The following is a 16,986-nucleotide window of genomic DNA, read 5'->3' on the forward strand; positions in this document are numbered from 1 at the left end:
GGTGAAGCGCTTTCTTCGTATGTGTGCGAGGTCCGGACGTGCGGCCGGTCAGCCGGCGTACGGGTCCTGGACCGTGCCCGGGCGGGCGAGGAACTCGAAGTCGCAGCCGGTGTCGGCCTGCGTGATCTGCTCGTTGTAGAGCGCGCCGTAGCCGCGCTCGTAGCGCACGGGCGGCGGTGTCCACTGCGCCCGGCGGCGCTGAAGCTCCTCGTCGTCGACGTCGAGCCGGAGGATGCGGTTCTCGACGTCGAGGGTGATCGAGTCACCGGTGCGCACCAGGGCGAGCGGTCCGCCGACGTACGACTCGGGGGCGACGTGCAGGACGCACGCGCCGTAACTCGTCCCGCTCATCCGGGCGTCGGAGATCCGCACCATGTCCCGCACCCCCTGCTTGAGCAGGTGGTCGGGCAGCGGCAGCATCCCGTACTCGGGCATGCCCGGGCCGCCCTTGGGACCGGCGCCTCGCAGGACCAGCACGCTGTCGGCGGTGATGTCCAGCGCCGGGTCGTTGATGGTCCGCTGCATCTGCTTGTAGTCGTCGAAGACGACGGCGCGGCCGGTGTGCTTCAGCAGGTGCGGTTCGGCGGCGATGTGCTTGATGACGGCGCCGTCCGGGCAGAGGTTGCCGCGCAGTACGGCGACCCCGCCCTCGGCCGCGACCGGGTTGTCCCGGGGGCGGATGACGTCGTCGTCGTGCACCTGCGCGCCGGCGATCTGCTCGCGCATCGTGTCGTGGCAGACGGTGGGACGCTCCAGGTGGAGCAGGTCCGGGATCCGGGAGAGGAACCCGGGCAGTCCGCCCGCGAAGTGGAAGTCCTCCATCAGGTACTTCCGGCCGCCGGGCCGCACGTTGGCCAGCACCGGGACGGTGCGGGCGATGCGGTCGAAGTCGTCGAGGGTGAGCTTGACGCCCGCGCGTCCGGCCATGGCGATCAGGTGGATGACGGCGTTGGTGGAGCCGCCGAGTCCGAGGACGGTCGTGACCGCGTCCTCGAAGGCGTCCGCGGTGAGGATGTCGCTCAGCCTGCGGTCCTTGTGGACCAGGCCGACGATCGTCATCCCCGCCTTGGCGGCCATCCGGTCGTGTCCGGAGTCGACGGCCGGGATGCTGGACGCGCCCGGGACCGTGACGCCGAGGGCCTCGGCGGCGGCGGTCAGCGTGGACGCCGTGCCCATGGTCATGCAGTGGCCGGGCGAGCGGGCCAGGCCGCTCTCCAGCTCCTGCATCTCGCAGTCGCCGATGACGCCGGCCCGCTTGTCGTCCCAGTACTTCCACATGTCGGTGCCGGAACCGAGGACCTCGTTGCGCCAGTGCCCGGGCAGCATGGGCCCTGCGGGCACGAACACGGTGGGCAGGTCGGCGCTGGCGGCGCCCATCAGCAGGGCGGGCGTGGACTTGTCGCAGCCTCCCATCAGCACGGCGCCGTCGACCGGGTAGGAGCGCAGCAGCTCCTCGGTCTCCATGGCGAGGAGGTTGCGGTAGAGCATGGGGGTCGGCTTCTGGAAGGTCTCGCTGAGGGTGGAGACCGGGAACTCCAGCGGGAAACCGCCCGCCTGCCAGACGCCCCGCTTGACGGCCTGCGCGCGGTCGCGCAGGTGGACGTGGCAGGGGTTGATGTCGGACCAGGTGTTGAGGATCGCGATGACGGGCTTGCCCAGGTGCTCCTCGGGCAGGTAGCCGAGCTGGCGGGTGCGGGCGCGGTGGCTGAAGGAGCGCAGGCCGTCGGTGCCGTACCACTGGTGGCTGCGGAGCTGCTCGGGGGACTTCATATCGACCACCCCGCGGCGATGGCGGCGACCTCGGCGCGCTCGCTCTCGGGCAGCGGCCTGCTCGGCGGGCGGACCTCGCGGCGGCACAGGCCGAGGGAGGCGAGGGCCTCCTTGACGACGGTGACGTTGTTGGCGGAGCCGTTGGCGGCGCGCAGTTCCTCGAAGCGGCGGATCTGCTCCCACACCTTCATGGCGGTCGGGTAGTCACCGGAGCGCAGCGCCTCGATCATGTTCAGCGAGACGGACGGGGCGACGTTGACCAGACCGGACGTGAAACCGGTGGCGCCGGCCGAGAAGTAGGAGGGGGCGTACGGCTCGGCGAGCCCCGCGACCCACACGAACCGTTCGAGTCCCGCGTCCCGGGCGAAGGCGGCGAACTTCGCCGCGTCCGGCACGGCGTACTTCACGCCGATCACGTTGGGGCAGGCGTCGGCGAGTTCGGCGAGCCGGGCGCCGGTGAGCTGGGCGTTGCGGATGTAGGGGACGACACCCAGCTCGGGCACGGCCTCGGCGATCGCGCGGTGGTAGTCGACCCAGCCGCTCTGGGAGACGTAGGGGTGGACGGGCTGGTGCACCATCACCATCTGCGCGCCGAGGTCACGGGCGTGCCGTGCGGAGGCGACGGCGGTGGGCACGTCGTGGCCCACGCCGACCAGGATCACCGAGCGGCCGCCGGCCTCCTCGACGGTCAGCTCGGTGACCAGCCGGCGCTCGTCGGGGGTCAGGGCGTAGAACTCCCCGGTGTTGCCGTTGGGGGTGAGGGTCGTGATGCCACCGTCGAGGAGACGACGCAGCAGGGCCCGGTAGGTGCCTGGGTCGACGGAGCCGTCCTCGGCGAACGGGGTCACCGGGATCGCCACCACGTCGGCCAGGGCCGCCCGCTGGGTCTCGAACGTCGTTGTCATGCCTGACCGTCCTCTTTCTTGGCTTCCGGGGCCGCCTCGAAGTCCGCTTCGACTTCGGGGAAGGCCCGTCGCACGAACGACGCGATGTGCGAGTACAGGGCGCGGGCCGCGCCGTCCGCGTCCCCGTCGAGCGCGAGCCGCAGGATCTCGCGGTGCTCGCTCGCCTCCCGTTCCCAGGAGGGGTCGGCGGCCCAGGCGACGGCCGAGACGAGGGCGGCCTGGTCGCGGACCTCGTCGAGCATCCGGCCCAGCAGCGGGTTGCCGCAGGGCACGTAGAGGGCGCGGTGGAACGCGCGGTTGGCCAGGGACCGGTCGGCCGTGTCACCGGCCTCGTCGGCCCGGGCCAGCGCGTCGCGTGCGGCGTCCAGGGAGGCGCCGCGGCGCACGGCGCGCTTGAGCGCCTCCGGTTCCAGGAGCAGCCGCACGTCGTAGACCGCGCGTGCCATGTCCGCGTCGACCATGCGCACCGTGACGCCCTTGTACTGGCTCATCACGACCAGACCGGTGCCGGCCAGGGTCTTGAGCGCCTCGCGCACCGGGGTCTTGGACACCCCGAACTGCGCGGCGAGGTCGGTCTCGACCAGGGCCTGGCCCGGCGTGAACCGACCGGTCAGTATGCGGCGTTTGATCTCCTCCAGCACGTACTGCGTGCGGGAGGGGATCGGCGTGGGCACAGAGGTCATGCGCGCCTCTCGGATCTCGCGTCGGATCTCGTGTATCGGATCTCGCGTATCGCGTCTCATATATGACGTACGAAGTACGACGCGATGACCGTAGGAGCGCCCCAAGGTTTCGTCAATGCTTCTGACACAGAAAGTTTCTGTCGCCTCACACGGCGTGCGTGCGGCCCTCCCGGGCGGCGGCGGCGGGTCCGCCGGAGACGGGGGCGGCCCGGGCGGCCTCCTCCTCAGGGGGTGAGCGTGGGGTCGGCGCGGGTGACCGGGAGTCCACGCGCGCCCGCCCGCCGGGCGGTGTCACCGGTGTCCTCGGACGCCAGGTGGACCCGTTCGCTGTCGCGATGCCCGGTGATGTCCGCCTCGCGGCGGAACAGGTCGGCGTCGCGGGCGGGTCCGGTGCGGGCGGCGCACGGTCCGCTGTCCCCGGAGCAGGCGAGGACGCGCCCCGCGCACTCGGCGCGCAGCCCGTGGGCCTCGATGTCGTGGACGACCGCGGGGGAGGTGAGGGCCAGGCCGCCGCGCCGGACGGTCTGCCCTTCGTACAGCGGCCGGAAGTCGAATGTGCCGCTGAGGAAACCGGCGTCGGGGCGCCCGAGGAACCCGGCCAGGCGCTGCGCGCGGTCAGCCGGCGCATGGACGAGGAGCGGCGCGGGCGGAGTGAGCCCGCCGTACGCGAGGCCGTACACGGCGGCGAGCGGATCGGCGCTGTGGTCGGCGTGCAGATGGGAGATCCATACGGCGTCGACACGCGCCGGATCCGTGTGCAGCCGCAACTCGGTGAACGTCCCGAACCCCGCGTCGACCCACACCTCGGCGCCATCACCCCACAGGAGGTACCCGGAGCCGGGGCGGTCGGGGCCGGGGTGCGGGGAGGCGGTGCCGAGGACGGTGAGGGTGAGATCGGAAGGCATGCGGGGAGGCTATGGAGCGCTACCCGGCCCGCGCGCCTGCATTACGCGGGCCTCGTCCTTCACGCGAATCGCGTCCAGCCCGGGTCCCGGCCACTCAGCCCGACCGTCCGGTCCAGGAGCGGGGCGTCGGGCGGGACGGGGCCGAAGACGCCGGCCCGGTCGGGGTCCTCGGCGGCGGCCGGGAGGAAGGCGTGCGTGGCCTCCAGCGCGACGAGGTCGGGCGCGTAGGCCTGTCCGGTCGCGCGGGCCAGGTCCCAGCCGTGGATCACCGGTTCGTAGGTGACGACGGCGCCGGCGACCTCGCCCGGCAGGTCCACGCCGCCCGCGCGGGTCGTGCCGGTCCAGGCCGCCGGGCCCCGCCAGGCCTCGACGAGCTCGTCGAGCACCTTGGGCAACTCCTCGCGCCGGCCCGGCCCGATGTCGGGCACGGCGGCGTCCGGGCTGGTGTCCGTGGTGACGCCCAGGTCCTTGCGGCCCGCGTCCCGGAAGGCGACGGCCAGCCCGAGGAGGTGGCCCAGCATGTTCCGTACCGCGTACTGCGGACAGGGGGTCCCGTCCGCCGGCTGTTCGTCGGTGACGCCCTCGGCGAGGCGCGCCACGATCCGGGCCTGCGGTCCGAGGTCGAGAGGGGTGTCGGTCATCGGGCTGCTCCTTCTGACGGTGGTCCTGGGAGACGGAACGGCCGGCCCCGCGGAACTCATCGCTCGGCGGCCCTCCTTCTAAGGCACCTGCCCGATCCCCACGGAGGGTCCTTAGGCCCACGATGAGCAGGCATGGCGACGACATGGACGCTGGCCCGCGTGGTACGGGACCGCAATGCGGGCCTCTGCCTCACCGGAGTGGTGGTCTCCGGCTTCGGCACCTCCGCGCTGTGGCTGGCCTCGGGTATGTGGGTGAAGGACCTCACCGGCTCGGACGGTCTCGCGGCCCTGTGCCTGCTGGCGATGTGGGCGCCGACCCTGGCCGGGCCGCTGCTGGGCACCCTGGCCGACCGGGTGCGCCACCGGCCGTTGCTGATCGGTACGAGCCTGCTCATGGCGGTGCTGCTGCTCGGCCTCTGCACCGTGGACTCGCCTCGCGGGCTGTGGCTGCTGTACGCGGTGCTGTTCGTGTACGGCGCGGTCGGTGTCGTCCATGACGCTGCCGAGTCGGCGCTGATCGCCACGGCCGTGGACCGGTCCCTGCTCGGTGACTTCAACGGGCTGCGGATGACCGCCGACGAGGGCATGAAACTGCTGGCCCCGCCGGCGGGGGCGGGCCTCTACGCGGCGTACGGCGGGGCGGGCGTCGCCGTGCTGGACTCGGTCACCTTTCTGCTCGCCACGGTCGTGTACGCGTTTCTGCGGGTGCGCGAGGATCGGCCCGAGCCCTCGAGGGGCGGCGCGCGGGGGCGGACCGCCGAGGGCGTCCGTCATCTGTGGGCGCATCCCGTACTGCGCCCTCTGGTGCTGGCGGGCGGCGCCACCATGCTGTGCGCGGGGGTGAGCGGGGCCATGGTGTACGCCGTGGTCGACGCCCTCAGCCACTCCCCCGCCTACGCCGGGGTGCTGTACGCGGTGCAGGGCGCGGGGTCGGTCCTGGTCGGCCTGCTCTCCGGTCCGGCCCTGCGCCGGCTCGGCGCACGGCGCTTCGCGGCGTACGGCATCGCCCTACTGGCCGTCGCGGTGGCGCTGCGCGCGGTGCCGGACGACCAGCTGGCGTGGGCGTGCAGCGCGGCGATCGGCGCGGGCCTGCCCGCCGTACTGATCGCCACGCTGACCGCCGTGCAGCAGGAGACCCCGGGTCCGCTGCTGGGGCGGGTCACCGCCACCTCCAACACCCTGGTGTACACGCCGAACGTCCTCGGCCTGGCGGCGGGCGCGGCCCTGGTCGAACACGTCGGCCACCGGCTGCCGCTGGCCGTGCTCGGGGCCGCCCTGGCGGTAACGGCGGCGACGCTGCTGCGGACCCCGGCGGGCCCCGGCCACCTCACCACCGGAGCACCGTCCGCCACCGACCGCACGTGACGCGGCCGCCCGTGCCCGTGCCGGCCGGGCCGCCGTCGGCGTGCCCCTGCCGCTGGACCGGCCCGGGTCGGCGGGCCGCGCCCCGTCAGAGCGCCGTCAACGCCGACCGCACCGCGTCCAGGTCCCCGTCCGACGCCAGCCCCGCGTGGTACAGGCGCAGTTCCGTGGCGCCCAGGCGGCGGGCCTCCGCCGCGTCGGCCGCGAGGGTGGCGGGGCTGCCGCCCATACCGGAGACCACCGTGAAGTTGGCCGCGAGGACGGCGCCCTCGCGGCCTTCCCGCGCGAACGGCGTCAGCGGCCCGGCGCCTCCCGTGCAGGGCACGACCACTCCGTCGGCGACGGAGAGGATGTGGGCCGGGTCCACGCCGGCGTTGGCGCCGCAGTGGTACGAGACCGGGTCCGCGTGCAGGAGGACCTGGAAGCCCTCGGGAGCGGCCCGCCGTACGGCGGCGACCGCGGCCTCCTGGAGCGTGCGGGCCGTTTCGTCGCGCCAGGCGCGCGTGGCGTTCGCCGTCTCCTCGTCGAGGAGCTTCTCGACGCCCGCCCAGCCCCCGTCGGAGGGCGCCCCCCGCCACACCGGTTCCAGCGCGGCGCGTACGGCGGCGGCGAGCGCGTCGGCGTCCAGGCCGCGGGCCCCGTAGCCCTCGTGGCAGGACGGGCAGAAGCACAGGGACATCAGGTACTGCCCGGCATCCCCGAGGCCGACCCCGGCGGTCTTGTCGTGGGCGTGCAGGTGGGCCAGCCCGTACCAGCCGAGGGACTCCAGCTCGGTGCCGCGCGCCCCGGGCCGCACCGCCGCCTCCGCGGCGAGGCCGGTCAGGTACGCGCGTGTGGCGGGCTGGGCGACGCACGGCGCCCAGGGGTAGCGGTCGCCGTAGGCGTTGACCACCGAGGTCTCCGGATGCTCCGCGCCGAGACGGGAGTTGTGCGCGAGCACCACCCAGGTGTGCACCTCCAGGCCCGCGTCCGCGAGCGCGGCGGCGGCCTCGCCGAAGGCGTCGCCGGGCGCCCAGTCCCCCGCCGGGTACGGGCGCGGGGTGCGATCCGCCCAGTGCTCCCCCGGCGGATAGAGCACGGCCGCGTGTTCGGCGGTGACGACGCGGTGGCGCGGGTGGCGCGGGGTCAGCGCGCGGGTGGAGTGGTAGGCGGAGGCGAGCGTCGCCTGCGCCGTGCCGAGCGCGGCGATCCGCGCGGGCGCCTCCGGGTCCCCGTTGACGTCCCAGGGGTAGACGAACGCCGACGCCTTCACCGGCCCTCCTCGAGCAGTGCGTGTCCCCGCTCGATCAGCTGAGCGAGCTGCTTGACATGATCCCCGGCCGGTTCGTGCAGCGGTGGCCGCACCTCCCCCACGTCGAGGCCGCGCAGGCGTACGCCGGCCTTGACGAGGGAGACGGCGTAGCCGCTGCCCTTGGCGCGCAGTTCGACGAACGGCCGGTAGAAGCCGTCGATCAGGCGGTGCGCGGTGGCCGTGTCGCCGGTGCGGAAGGCGGTGTGGCAGGCGAGGGCGATCTCGGGCGCGAAGCAGAACACCGCGGACGAGTAGAGCGTGACGCCGATGCCGTTGTAGGCGGGCTGGGTCAGTTCGGCGGTCGGCAGCCCGTTGAAGTACAGGAAGTCGCCGGGGCCCTCGGCGCGTACGGCGCTGACGGTCCGCTGCATCAGGTCGAGGTCGCCGAGGCCGTCCTTGAGGCCGACGACGCCCTCGGTGCGGGCCAGTTCGACGACGCTCCCGGGGGTGAAGACGGCGTTGTCGCGCTGGTAGACGATGACCGGCAGGGAGGTCGCGGCGGCCACCTGCCGGTAGTGCCGCAGCAGTCCCTCCTGCGCGGCCTTGACCAGGTACGGCGGCATCGCGAGCAGCCCGTCGGCCCCGGCGCGCTCGGCGATGCGGGCGTAGCGGACCGCGAGCGCGGTGCCGTAGCCGGCGCCCGCGACGACCGGGACGCGCCCGTCGACGGCCTCCACCGCGGCCGACACGCACAGCTCGAACTCCTCCGGCGTCAGCGCGTGGAACTCCCCGGTGCCGCAGCAGGCGAACACGGCGGCGGCACCGGCCTCCACCCCGCGCCGCACGTGGAGCCGGTAGGTGTCGAGATCGACGGCGCCGTCGGGGCCGTAGGCGGTGACCGGGAAGAACAACGGCCCGCTGGGGGCACCGAGTCGGTCGGCGAGAGGGGCTGGCGTCACAAGCTCTCCCAGGTCCATATTCCTGATTGACGTCCATATCTCTGAACATGTTCACGCTAAGACGCCCCGTGGACCCCGGTCAAGCACCGCACCCCGCCACACACCAGCGGATTCTTCCGTTCCACAGGAAGTCGCGGAATACTTGACGCGCCGCGCCCCATCTCCTTAGCGTGTCCACGCATATGAATGCCGTGCGCCCACATGTATGGATTCCCCTGTCCGGGCGCCACGGCCGGCGCTGCAAGGAGACCCGAGGATGCCCGCTCCCCGCACCGTTCTGCTCACCGGCGCCGCCGGCGGCCTCGGCACGCTGATGCGGGGCCTGCTCCCGGACTACGGCTACGACCTGCGCCTGCTCGACCTGCGCCCCGTCGACGGCGAACCGGACGCGATCGTCGCGGACCTCGCCGACAAGGACGCCGTGCGCGAGGCGGTCCGCGGCGTCGACGCGGTCATCCACCTCGCGGGCATCTCCCTGGAGGCCTCGTTCGAGAAGATCCTCAGCGCCAACATCGAGGGCACGTACCACCTGTACGAGGCCGCCCGCGAGGAGGGCGTCGGCCGCATCGTCTTCGCCTCCTCCAACCACGCCGTCGGCTACACCCCGCGCCCGCGGGGCGACGACCCCCTCATCCCGACCGACACCCCGCGCCGCCCCGACACCTTCTACGGCCTGTCCAAGTGCTTCGGCGAGGACCTCGCCCAGCTCTACTGGGACAAGCACGGCCTGGAGACCGTCTCCGTACGCATCGGCTCCTGCTTCCCCGAGCCGACCAGTGTGCGCATGCTCTCGGTGTGGATGAGCCCCGCCGACGGCGCCCGCCTCTTCCACGCCGCCCTGACCGCCGAGAACGTCGGCCACACCGTCGTCCACGGCTCCTCCGCCAACACCCGGTTGTGGTGGGACCTCACCTCCGCGCGGGCTCTCGGCTACGACCCGCAGGACGACTCCGAGCCGTACGCCGAGAAGCTGATCGCCGAGCAGGGCGAGCTGGACCCGGACGATCCGGCGCACGCCTGCCTGGGCGGCCACTTCGTCACCGACCCGCCCGTCTGGCCGTACTGACGGCGGGAATCCGGCGGGAAATCGACGCATCCCACGGCGGGCGGGCACCGAACGGGCCCGCCCGCCGCCGCATGCGGGCATCCGCGCTGCCCGCTCCCACCCGTTCCCCCGCGCCCTCCCAGGTCCGAGCCGGGCGCGAGGCGAACCGAACGGGCACAACCGGGCAGGAACGGGCCCGCAACAGACCTGGTCAGCAGCGAAAGCCCGCTGTAGAACTTCCTGCGTGGGCCCCGCCGGGCCCGAACGGGCAGCGAGATCAGGAAGCGGGTGTCCGGTCATGAGCAACAGGACGGCCGAAGAGCGCCAGCGGGAGATCGTGCGGGTGGCGCGCACCACCGGTTCGGTCGACGTCAGCACGCTCGCCGCCGACCTGGGCGTGGCCAAGGAGACCGTACGGCGGGACCTGCGCTCCCTGGAGGACCACGGTCTGGTGCGCCGCACCCACGGCGGCGCCTACCCCGTGGAGAGCGCCGGCTTCGAGACGACGCTCGCCTTCCGCTCCACCAGCCACGTCCCCGAGAAGCGCAGGGTCGCGGCCGCCGCGGCCGGGCTGCTCGGGGACGCCGAGACGGTCTTCGTCGACGAGGGCTTCACCCCGCGGCTCATCGCCGAGGCCCTGCCCGCCGACCGGCCGCTCACCGTGGTCACCGCCTCCCTGCCGGTCGCGGGCGCGCTCGCGGAGACCGGCACCGCGTCCGTCCTGCTGCTCGGCGGCCGGGTCCGCTCCGGGACCCTCGCCACCGTCGACCACTGGACGACGAGGATGCTCTCCGGCTTCGTCATCGACCTGGCGTTCATCGGCGCCAACGGGATCTCCCGCGAACACGGTCTGACCACACCCGACCCTGCGGTCAGCGAGGTCAAGGCACAGGCGGTGCGGGCCTCCCGCCGGGTGGTGTTCGCCGGCGTCCACACCAAGTTCGGGGCGGTCAGCTTCTGCCGGTTCGCCGAGGTCGGCACGCTGGAGGCGATCGTCACGAGCACCCTGCTCCCGGCGTCCGAGGCCCATCGCTACTCCCTGCTGGGACCGCAGGTCATCCGGGTCTGAAGGCCTGAAGGCCTGAAGAAGATCGGATCAGCACACCGTTCCCCCCTCCCCTCGGGCCGAGCCGTGCCGGGCGACGCCCGCCATCCCCCTATACGACCGCCTTGTCGAGGAGTGATCCATGCACACCCAGAGCCGACGGAGGCCGCCGCGAGCCGCACTCGCCGCGGTCGCCGCAGGGACGCTGCTCGCCCCGCTGCTCTCCGGCTGCTGGGTCGGAGCGGGCGGGGCCGGATCCGGCGGTGACTCCCTCAACATCCTGATGGTCAACAACCCGCAGATGGTCGAACTGCAGAAGCTCACCGCCGAGCACTTCACCGAGGACACCGGCATCAAGGTCAACTTCACCGTGCTGCCGGAGAACGACGTCCGCGACAAGATCAGCCAGGACTTCGCCAACCAGGCCGGCCAGTACGACGTGGCCACCCTGTCCAACTACGAGATCCCCATCTACGCCCGCAACGGCTGGCTGCGCGAGATGGACCCGTACGTCGCGAAGGACGGCGCCTACGACGAGCAGGACGTCCTGGGACCGATGCGCCAGTCCCTCACCGGCGACGACGGCAAGCTCTACGGCCAGCCCTTCTACGGCGAGTCGTCCTTCCTGATGTACCGCAAGGACGTCTTCGCGAAGGAGGGCCTGGAGATGCCCGCCGATCCCACCTGGCGGCAGGTCGCCGACCTCGCCGCGCGGGTGGACGGGGCCGAACCCGGCATGAAGGGCATCTGCCTGCGCGGACTGCCCGGCTGGGGCGAGGTCATGGCCCCGCTGACCACGGTGGTCAACACCTTCGGCGGCACCTGGTTCGACGAGGACTGGAACGCGAGGCTCGACTCCCCGGAGTGGGAGAAGGCGACGAAGTTCTACGTCGACCTGGTCCGCGAGCACGGCGAGTCCGGCGCCGCCCAGGCCGGCTTCGCCGAGTGCCTCAACAACATGACCCAGGGCAAGGTCGCCATGTGGTACGACGCCACCTCCGCGGCCGGCTCCCTGGAGGCCGACGGGTCCCCCGTCAAGGGCAAGGTCGGCTACGCCCCCGCGCCCGTCGAGAAGACGGAGTCCGCCGGCTGGCTCTACACCTGGGCCTGGGGCATCCAGCACGCCTCCCGCAACCCCGACAACGCCTGGAAGTTCGTCTCCTGGGCCTCCGGCAAGAAGTACGAACAGCTGGTCGGCGACGAGATCGGCTGGTCGAACGTGCCCGCCGGCAAGCGCGCCTCCACCTACGCCAACCCCGCCTACCGCGCGGAGGCCGCCGCCTTCCAGGAGATGACCAAGAAGGCCATCGAACAGGCCCGGCCCGACGACCCCGGCGTCCAGCCCCGTCCGGCGCCCGGCATCCAGTTCGTCGGCATCCCCGAGTTCACCGATCTCGGCACCAAGGTCTCCCAGGAGATCAGCGCGGCCATCGCCGGGCGCCAGTCCGTCGAATCGGCCCTGAGGAAGTCCCAGCAGCTCGCAGAAGAGATCGCCGAGGAGTACGAGGGACGATGACCGCCACGACGACGGCCCCCGCGGCCGCACCCGAGACACGCTCCGCGCCTCGCCGGCCCTCCGCCCGGCTGCGCGCCTGGGCCACCCGGGCCCCGCTGCTGCCCGCCCTGATCTTCATGATCGTGGTCACCCAGCTGCCCTTCGTGGCGACCCTGGTGATCTCCTTCTTCGACTGGAACTCCCTCTACCCCGACGCCCGCCACTTCGCCGGCTTCGAGAACTACCGGGAGGTGCTCACCGACGCCGCCCTGCGCAAGTCCGTCTGGACGACGGTCCTGCTCACCGTGGCGGTCGTCCTGGCCAGCCTGGTCCTCGGACTGCTCCTCGCCCTCCTGCTGGACCGCAGGTTCCGCGGCCGGGGCGTCGTGCGCACCCTGCTCATCGCCCCGTTCCTGGTGGTCCCGGTGGCGGCGGCCCTGCTGTGGAAGCACGTCCTCTACAACCCCGAGTACGGACTCCTCAACGGCCTGCTGCACTACGTGGGCGGCCCCCAGCCCGACTGGATATCCGGCACCCCGCTGCTCGCCGTCCAGGCGTCACTGGTGTGGCAGTGGACCCCGTTCATGATGCTGATCCTGCTCGCCGGACTGCAGAGCCGGGACCAGCAGCAGATCGAGGCCGCCCGCGTCGACGGAGCGGGCGACTGGCAGATCTTCGTCCACCTCACCCTGCCCCACCTGCGCCGCTACCTCGAACTGGGCGCCCTGCTCGGCTCGATCTACATCGTGCAGAACTTCGACGCGGTCTTCACCATCACCTCCGGCGGCCTGGGCACCGCCAACCTGCCCTACACCGTCTACCAGACCTTCTACCAGGCCCACGAGAACGGCCTCGCCTCGGCCGCCGGCGTCCTGGTCGTCATCGGCTCGATCGTCATCGCGACCCTCGCCCTGCGCGTGGTGTCGTCCCTGTTCCGCGAGGAGGTGTCCCGCGCATGAGCAGCATCGCCGTACGCACCCGCGGCCGGTTCCGCGGCGGAGCGGGTCTCGGCCTGGTCGCCTGGCTGGCCGGCATCGTGTTCTTCCTGCCCATCGCCTGGATGGCGCTGACGTCCTTCCACTCCGAGGCGGACGCGGCCACCAACCCGCCGTCCTTCACCGCCGCCCTCACCCTGGACGGCTACCGCGAGTTCTTCGGCGCGGGCGGCGGCGCCAGCCCCTGGCCGGCGCTGATCAACTCGGCGGTGGCGTCGATCGTGTCGACCCTGTTCGTCCTGGTCCTGGCGCTGCCCGCCGCGTACGCCCTCTCCATCCGCCCGGTGAGGAAGTGGACGGACGTCCTGTTCTTCTTCCTGTCCACCAAGATGCTGCCGGTGGTGGCCGGCCTGCTGCCGATCTACCTGTTCGCCAAGAACGCCGGGATGCTCGACAACATCTGGCTGCTCGTCATCCTCTACACCTCCATGAACCTGCCGATCGCGGTCTGGATGATGCAGTCCTTCCTGGCCGAGGTCCCGGTCGCGATCATCGAGGCGGCCCGGGTGGACGGCGCGAGGCTGCCCACGGTCCTGGTCCGGGTGGTCGCCCCGATCGCCCTCCCCGGCATCGCCGCGACCTCCCTCATCTGCTTCATCTTCAGCTGGAACGAACTGCTCTTCGCCCGGGTCCTGACGGGCGTGGTCGCCGAGACCGCCCCCGTCTTCCTGACCGGTTTCATCACCAGCCAGGGCCTGTTCCTGGCCAAGGTGTGCGCCGCGTCGCTCGTCATCTCCCTGCCGGTGCTCGCCGCGGGGTTCGCCGCCCAGGACAAACTCGTCCAGGGCCTGTCGTTGGGAGCCGTGAAATGAAGGCCGCCGTCATCGAGTCCGTGGGCAAGGCCGTCGTCGCCGAGGTCCCGGACCCGACGCCAGGACCGCGCGACGTCGTCGTCGAGGTCGCCGCGTGCGGGCTGTGCGGCACGGACCTGCACATCCTCCAGGGCGAGTTCGCGCCGAAGCTGCCGATCGTGCCGGGGCACGAGTTCGCCGGCGAGGTGGTCGCGGTCGGCTCCCGGGTCACGGAGGTGTCGCTCGGCGACCGGGTCGCGGTCGACCCCTCCCTGTACTGCCACGAGTGCCGCTACTGCCGCGACGGTCACAACAACCTCTGCGAACGCTGGGCGGCGATCGGCGTCACCACGGCGGGCGGCGCGGCCCAGTACGCGGTGGCGCCGGTGGCGAACTGCGTCAGGCTGCCCGAGCACGTCCGCACGCAGGACGCCGCGCTGATCGAGCCGCTGTCGTGCGCGGTGCGCGGCTACGACGTGCTGCGGACGCGGCTCGGCGCGCACGTGCTGATCTACGGGTCCGGGACCATGGGCCTGATGATGCTGGAGCTGGCGAAGCGGACCGGTGCGGCGAGTGTGGACGTGGTGGATCTGAATCCGGCACGGCTGGAGACGGCGCGGGCGCTGGGCGTCTCGGCGTCGGCGGCGTCGCCGGACGAGCTGGACCGGCCCCAGGGCTGGGACCTCGTCATCGACGCGACGGGGAACGCGGCGGCGATCCAGGACGGCCTGGACCGGGTGGCCAAGGCCGGTACGTTCCTCCAGTTCGGGGTCGCCGACTACGCGACGCGGGTGACGATCGATCCGTACCGGATCTACAACCAGGAGATCACCATCACCGGGTCGATGGCCGTGCTGCACAGTTACGAGCGGGCGGCGGAGCTGTTCGCCGGGGGCGTCCTGGACCCGGACGTCTTCATCAGCGACCGCCTCCCCCTGGACCGGTACCCCCAGGCCCTGGACCAGTTCGCGGCGGGCGTGGGGCGGAAGATCGTGGTGGTGCCGTAGGGGTCCCCGGCCTCGGGCAGGGGCGGCGGGGCGAGAACCCCTGGCCGCCCCCGTACCGTCCCCGGCATGCCCGGACCCAGCGGATTCGCCTACGGGTCCCACGCCGCCGGAACCGTCCGCATCACCCACCGCGACCGCCCCCGCAACCGGCGCTGAGCCCGGCCGGGGACCGACCGCGCCGGACGGTCCGCGGGCGAGGGGGCGAAGGCGGGAACCCCCCGGCCCGACCGGAGCACAGGTAAGGGAACGGCAAAACGCCCCCGCTCGTTCTCCCCGCATGACCGCTATGACCCCTGGCTCGAACATCCCTCTTCCCACCGCCCGAGTGACGGTGGACGTCTCCGCGCCCGTGCGGCTCGACGTTTCGGGCCTGCTGCTCACCGCCGACGGCAAGGTGCGCTCCGACGACGACTTCATCTTCTACAACCAGCCCGCCGGCCCCGGCGTGACCTACCGCTCCGGCGGCGGCACCACCCCCGACGCCATCACGGTCGACACCGCGGCCGTGCCCCCCGGCATCGAGAAGATCGTCGTCACCGCCAGCCCCGACGCCGCCGGCCAGACCTTCCAGGGCATCGAACCGACCGCCACCGTGCGCAGCGCGGACGACGACGCGGTCCTGGCCACGTTCACTCCCCCGCGGCTCGGCGCCGAGACCGCGCTCGTGATCGTCGAGATCTACCTGCGCAACGGCGCCTGGAAGGTCCGCGCCGTCGGCCAGGGCTACGCCAACGGCCTGGCCGGCATCGCCACCGACTTCGGCGTCACGGTCGAGGAACCCGCCGCCCCCGCCGCCCAGCCGGTCACTCCGCCGCCCGCCCCCGCCCCGCCGATGTCCGCCCCGCAGGCGCCCCCCGTGCCCGCCGCCGCCCCCGCCGCGCCCCCGGCACCGCCCGCCGCCGCCCCCGGCACCGGGAAGATCAACCTCGACAAGGGCCGGGTCAACCTGCAGAAGAACCAGACCGTCTCCCTGGTGAAGGGCGGCCGGCCGCTGCTCTCCCAGGTCAAGATGGGCCTCGGCTGGGAGCCGGCCTACCGCGGCAAGGACATCGACCTGGACGCCTCGGTCATCGCCTACGGCCCGCGGCGCAACCACATCGACAGCTGCTACTTCGGCAAGCTGCAGATCGTGAACGGCGCGATCCGGCACTCCGGCGACAACCTCACCGGTGAGGGCGGCGGGGACGACGAGGTGATCACCGTGGACCTCGGACGCCTGCCCCAGGAGGTCTCCGGCCTGGTCTTCACGGTCAACTCCTTCTCCGGCCAGAAGTTCACCGAGGTCGCCAAGGCGTACTGCCGCCTGCTGGACGCCACCACGGGCGAGGAGCTGGTCCGCTTCGACCTCACGAGCGCCGAACCGCAGACGGGCGTGATGATGGCGAAGCTGATCCGCCAGTACTCCGGCGAGTGGGAGATGACCGCGATGGGCGACTTCGTGAAGTCGCGCACGGTGCGGGGAATGGTGAAGCCGGCCGGCCAGGCGCTGTAGCCGCTCGGACGGACCGCCGGGCGCCCCCTCCGGAGGGCGCCCGGCGACGGCTACGCCGCCCGCAGCCCCTCCATCAGCAACCCCAGGTACCGGCGGATCTGCGTCCCCTCCCCGCCCGCCAGCTCCGAGGCCGTCGCGACGCCGTGGGCCAGCCGCAGCACGTCGACGGACTCGACGTCGCGCCGCAGCACGCCGGCTTCCCGCGCCGCCCCGACCAGCCGGTCCACCGCGCTCTTCAGCGGATCGCAGCACCGCGTGCCGCCGTCACCGACGGCGGCGCCCAGCAGCGCCCGCAGCCCCCGGATCCGGAGCATCCCGGCGCCGAGTTCGTTCAGCCACTCCACCAGTGCCTCGCCCGGCGGGAGCCGCTCGGCCAGTTCGGCGGCCCGTGCCGCGAGCGACTCGATGCGGTCGACGTACGCGGCCTCCAGCAGCGCCCGACGGGTCGGGAAGTGCCGGTAGAGCGTGCCGGACCCGACGCCCGCACGCTTGGCGATGTCGTCGAGCGAGGCGCCCTCACCGTGCGCGGCGAACGCCTCCACCGCGGCCTCGAGCAACAACTCGCGATTGCGGCGGGCGTCCGCGCGCATGGACCTGACCTGGGCCACCACCCACTCCTCACCCCCGGGAACCCTCCCCGTACCCTACCGAGCGGGGAAC

The 16,986-nt window shown here is 72.7% G+C and carries 15 protein-coding genes and 1 pseudogene; 8 read left to right on the forward strand and 8 right to left on the reverse strand.

The genetic code is table 11. From position 1 onward, the window contains the following. Window positions 1-48: 48 nt before the first annotated feature. The 5 genes and pseudogenes from araD to ACZ8ZB_RS08225 form a co-directional block, all read right to left on the reverse strand. Window positions 49-1,770 carry an L-arabinonate dehydratase gene (gene araD, locus ACZ8ZB_RS08205; RefSeq protein ID WP_470737036.1) on the reverse strand — a complete coding sequence of 574 codons (1,722 nt, stop codon included), beginning with the start codon at window positions 1,768-1,770 and terminating at the stop codon, window positions 49-51. Next, a complete protein-coding gene (locus tag ACZ8ZB_RS08210; RefSeq protein WP_470737037.1) occupies window positions 1,767-2,675 on the reverse strand; it encodes a dihydrodipicolinate synthase family protein in 909 nt (302 codons plus the stop codon). The genes araD and ACZ8ZB_RS08210 overlap by 4 nt, the downstream gene beginning before the upstream one ends. Then, window positions 2,672-3,358: a GntR family transcriptional regulator gene (locus tag ACZ8ZB_RS08215; RefSeq protein WP_470737038.1), complete on the reverse strand. Its 687-nt coding sequence runs from the start codon at window positions 3,356-3,358 to the stop codon at window positions 2,672-2,674. Before ACZ8ZB_RS08215 ends, ACZ8ZB_RS08210 begins: the two co-directional genes overlap by 4 nt. A gap of 145 nt (window positions 3,359-3,503) precedes the next feature. After that, window positions 3,504-4,263 (reverse strand): annotated as a pseudogene (locus ACZ8ZB_RS08220) (MBL fold metallo-hydrolase). Window positions 4,264-4,322: 59 nt separating this feature from the next. Beyond that, on the reverse strand, window positions 4,323-4,904 hold the full coding sequence (locus ACZ8ZB_RS08225) for a TIGR03086 family metal-binding protein (protein ID WP_470737039.1): 582 nt from the start codon (window positions 4,902-4,904) through the stop codon (window positions 4,323-4,325). Between the two features lie 132 nt (window positions 4,905-5,036). Here ACZ8ZB_RS08225 and ACZ8ZB_RS08230 point away from each other — a divergent pair, with 132 nt between their 5' ends. Further along, a complete protein-coding gene (locus ACZ8ZB_RS08230; RefSeq protein ID WP_470737040.1) occupies window positions 5,037-6,269 on the forward strand; it encodes an MFS transporter in 1,233 nt (410 codons plus the stop codon). Window positions 6,270-6,354: 85 nt separating this feature from the next. Here the strand turns inward: ACZ8ZB_RS08230 and ACZ8ZB_RS08235 are convergent, their stop codons facing one another. Together ACZ8ZB_RS08235 and ACZ8ZB_RS08240 are read right to left on the reverse strand one after the other, a co-directional pair. Beyond that, window positions 6,355-7,518 (reverse strand): hypothetical protein, encoded by a 1,164-nt coding sequence (locus tag ACZ8ZB_RS08235; protein ID WP_470737041.1) that lies wholly within the window; start codon window positions 7,516-7,518, stop codon window positions 6,355-6,357. Next, the gene (locus ACZ8ZB_RS08240; protein ID WP_470737042.1) at window positions 7,515-8,456 is read right to left on the reverse strand and encodes a 5-dehydro-4-deoxyglucarate dehydratase; all 942 of its coding nucleotides are present in this window, start codon (window positions 8,454-8,456) and stop codon (window positions 7,515-7,517) included. The genes ACZ8ZB_RS08235 and ACZ8ZB_RS08240 overlap by 4 nt, the downstream gene beginning before the upstream one ends. Before the next feature lie 256 nt (window positions 8,457-8,712). Here ACZ8ZB_RS08240 and ACZ8ZB_RS08245 point away from each other — a divergent pair, with 256 nt between their 5' ends. From ACZ8ZB_RS08245 to ACZ8ZB_RS08275, 7 genes are all read left to right on the forward strand, one after another. After that, on the forward strand, window positions 8,713-9,522 hold the full coding sequence (locus ACZ8ZB_RS08245; RefSeq protein ID WP_470737043.1) for an NAD-dependent epimerase/dehydratase family protein: 810 nt from the start codon (window positions 8,713-8,715) through the stop codon (window positions 9,520-9,522). A gap of 277 nt (window positions 9,523-9,799) precedes the next feature. Next, complete coding sequence (locus ACZ8ZB_RS08250; protein WP_470737044.1) at window positions 9,800-10,570, forward strand: DeoR/GlpR family DNA-binding transcription regulator; 771 nt, start codon at window positions 9,800-9,802, stop codon at window positions 10,568-10,570. Window positions 10,571-10,688: 118 nt separating this feature from the next. Further along, complete coding sequence (locus ACZ8ZB_RS08255; protein ID WP_470737045.1) at window positions 10,689-12,062, forward strand: ABC transporter substrate-binding protein; 1,374 nt, start codon at window positions 10,689-10,691, stop codon at window positions 12,060-12,062. Further along, a complete protein-coding gene (locus ACZ8ZB_RS08260; RefSeq protein WP_470737046.1) occupies window positions 12,059-13,000 on the forward strand; it encodes a carbohydrate ABC transporter permease in 942 nt (313 codons plus the stop codon). Before ACZ8ZB_RS08255 ends, ACZ8ZB_RS08260 begins: the two co-directional genes overlap by 4 nt. Next, complete coding sequence (locus tag ACZ8ZB_RS08265; RefSeq protein WP_470737047.1) at window positions 12,997-13,848, forward strand: carbohydrate ABC transporter permease; 852 nt, start codon at window positions 12,997-12,999, stop codon at window positions 13,846-13,848. The genes ACZ8ZB_RS08260 and ACZ8ZB_RS08265 overlap by 4 nt, the downstream gene beginning before the upstream one ends. Next, complete coding sequence (locus ACZ8ZB_RS08270) at window positions 13,845-14,834, forward strand: zinc-dependent alcohol dehydrogenase family protein (protein WP_470737048.1); 990 nt, start codon at window positions 13,845-13,847, stop codon at window positions 14,832-14,834. The genes ACZ8ZB_RS08265 and ACZ8ZB_RS08270 overlap by 4 nt, the downstream gene beginning before the upstream one ends. A 286-nt stretch (window positions 14,835-15,120) precedes the next feature. Beyond that, window positions 15,121-16,326 (forward strand): TerD family protein, encoded by a 1,206-nt coding sequence (locus tag ACZ8ZB_RS08275; protein ID WP_470737049.1) that lies wholly within the window; start codon window positions 15,121-15,123, stop codon window positions 16,324-16,326. Window positions 16,327-16,376: 50 nt separating this feature from the next. On the opposite strand, the gene ACZ8ZB_RS08280 is transcribed toward ACZ8ZB_RS08275, so the two are convergent. Then, window positions 16,377-16,934 carry a TetR/AcrR family transcriptional regulator gene (locus ACZ8ZB_RS08280; RefSeq protein ID WP_470737050.1) on the reverse strand — a complete coding sequence of 186 codons (558 nt, stop codon included), beginning with the start codon at window positions 16,932-16,934 and terminating at the stop codon, window positions 16,377-16,379. Window positions 16,935-16,986 lie beyond the last annotated feature (52 nt).

It is taken from the genome of Streptomyces sp. 12E (genome assembly GCF_055633275.1).

Coding starts and splice junctions, on each gene's coding strand:
- araD (WP_470737036.1), bottom strand. CDS start 1,770: ATGAAGTCCCCCGAGCAGCTCCGCAGCCACCAGTGGTACGGCACCGAC.
- ACZ8ZB_RS08210 (WP_470737037.1), bottom strand. CDS start 2,675: ATGACAACGACGTTCGAGACCCAGCGGGCGGCCCTGGCCGACGTGGTG.
- ACZ8ZB_RS08215 (WP_470737038.1), bottom strand. CDS start 3,358: ATGACCTCTGTGCCCACGCCGATCCCCTCCCGCACGCAGTACGTGCTG.
- ACZ8ZB_RS08225 (WP_470737039.1), bottom strand. CDS start 4,904: ATGACCGACACCCCTCTCGACCTCGGACCGCAGGCCCGGATCGTGGCG.
- ACZ8ZB_RS08230 (WP_470737040.1), top strand. CDS start 5,037: ATGGCGACGACATGGACGCTGGCCCGCGTGGTACGGGACCGCAATGCG.
- ACZ8ZB_RS08245 (WP_470737043.1), top strand. CDS start 8,713: ATGCCCGCTCCCCGCACCGTTCTGCTCACCGGCGCCGCCGGCGGCCTC.
- ACZ8ZB_RS08250 (WP_470737044.1), top strand. CDS start 9,800: ATGAGCAACAGGACGGCCGAAGAGCGCCAGCGGGAGATCGTGCGGGTG.
- ACZ8ZB_RS08255 (WP_470737045.1), top strand. CDS start 10,689: ATGCACACCCAGAGCCGACGGAGGCCGCCGCGAGCCGCACTCGCCGCG.
- ACZ8ZB_RS08260 (WP_470737046.1), top strand. CDS start 12,059: ATGACCGCCACGACGACGGCCCCCGCGGCCGCACCCGAGACACGCTCC.
- ACZ8ZB_RS08265 (WP_470737047.1), top strand. CDS start 12,997: ATGAGCAGCATCGCCGTACGCACCCGCGGCCGGTTCCGCGGCGGAGCG.
- ACZ8ZB_RS08270 (WP_470737048.1), top strand. CDS start 13,845: ATGAAGGCCGCCGTCATCGAGTCCGTGGGCAAGGCCGTCGTCGCCGAG.
- ACZ8ZB_RS08275 (WP_470737049.1), top strand. CDS start 15,121: ATGACCCCTGGCTCGAACATCCCTCTTCCCACCGCCCGAGTGACGGTG.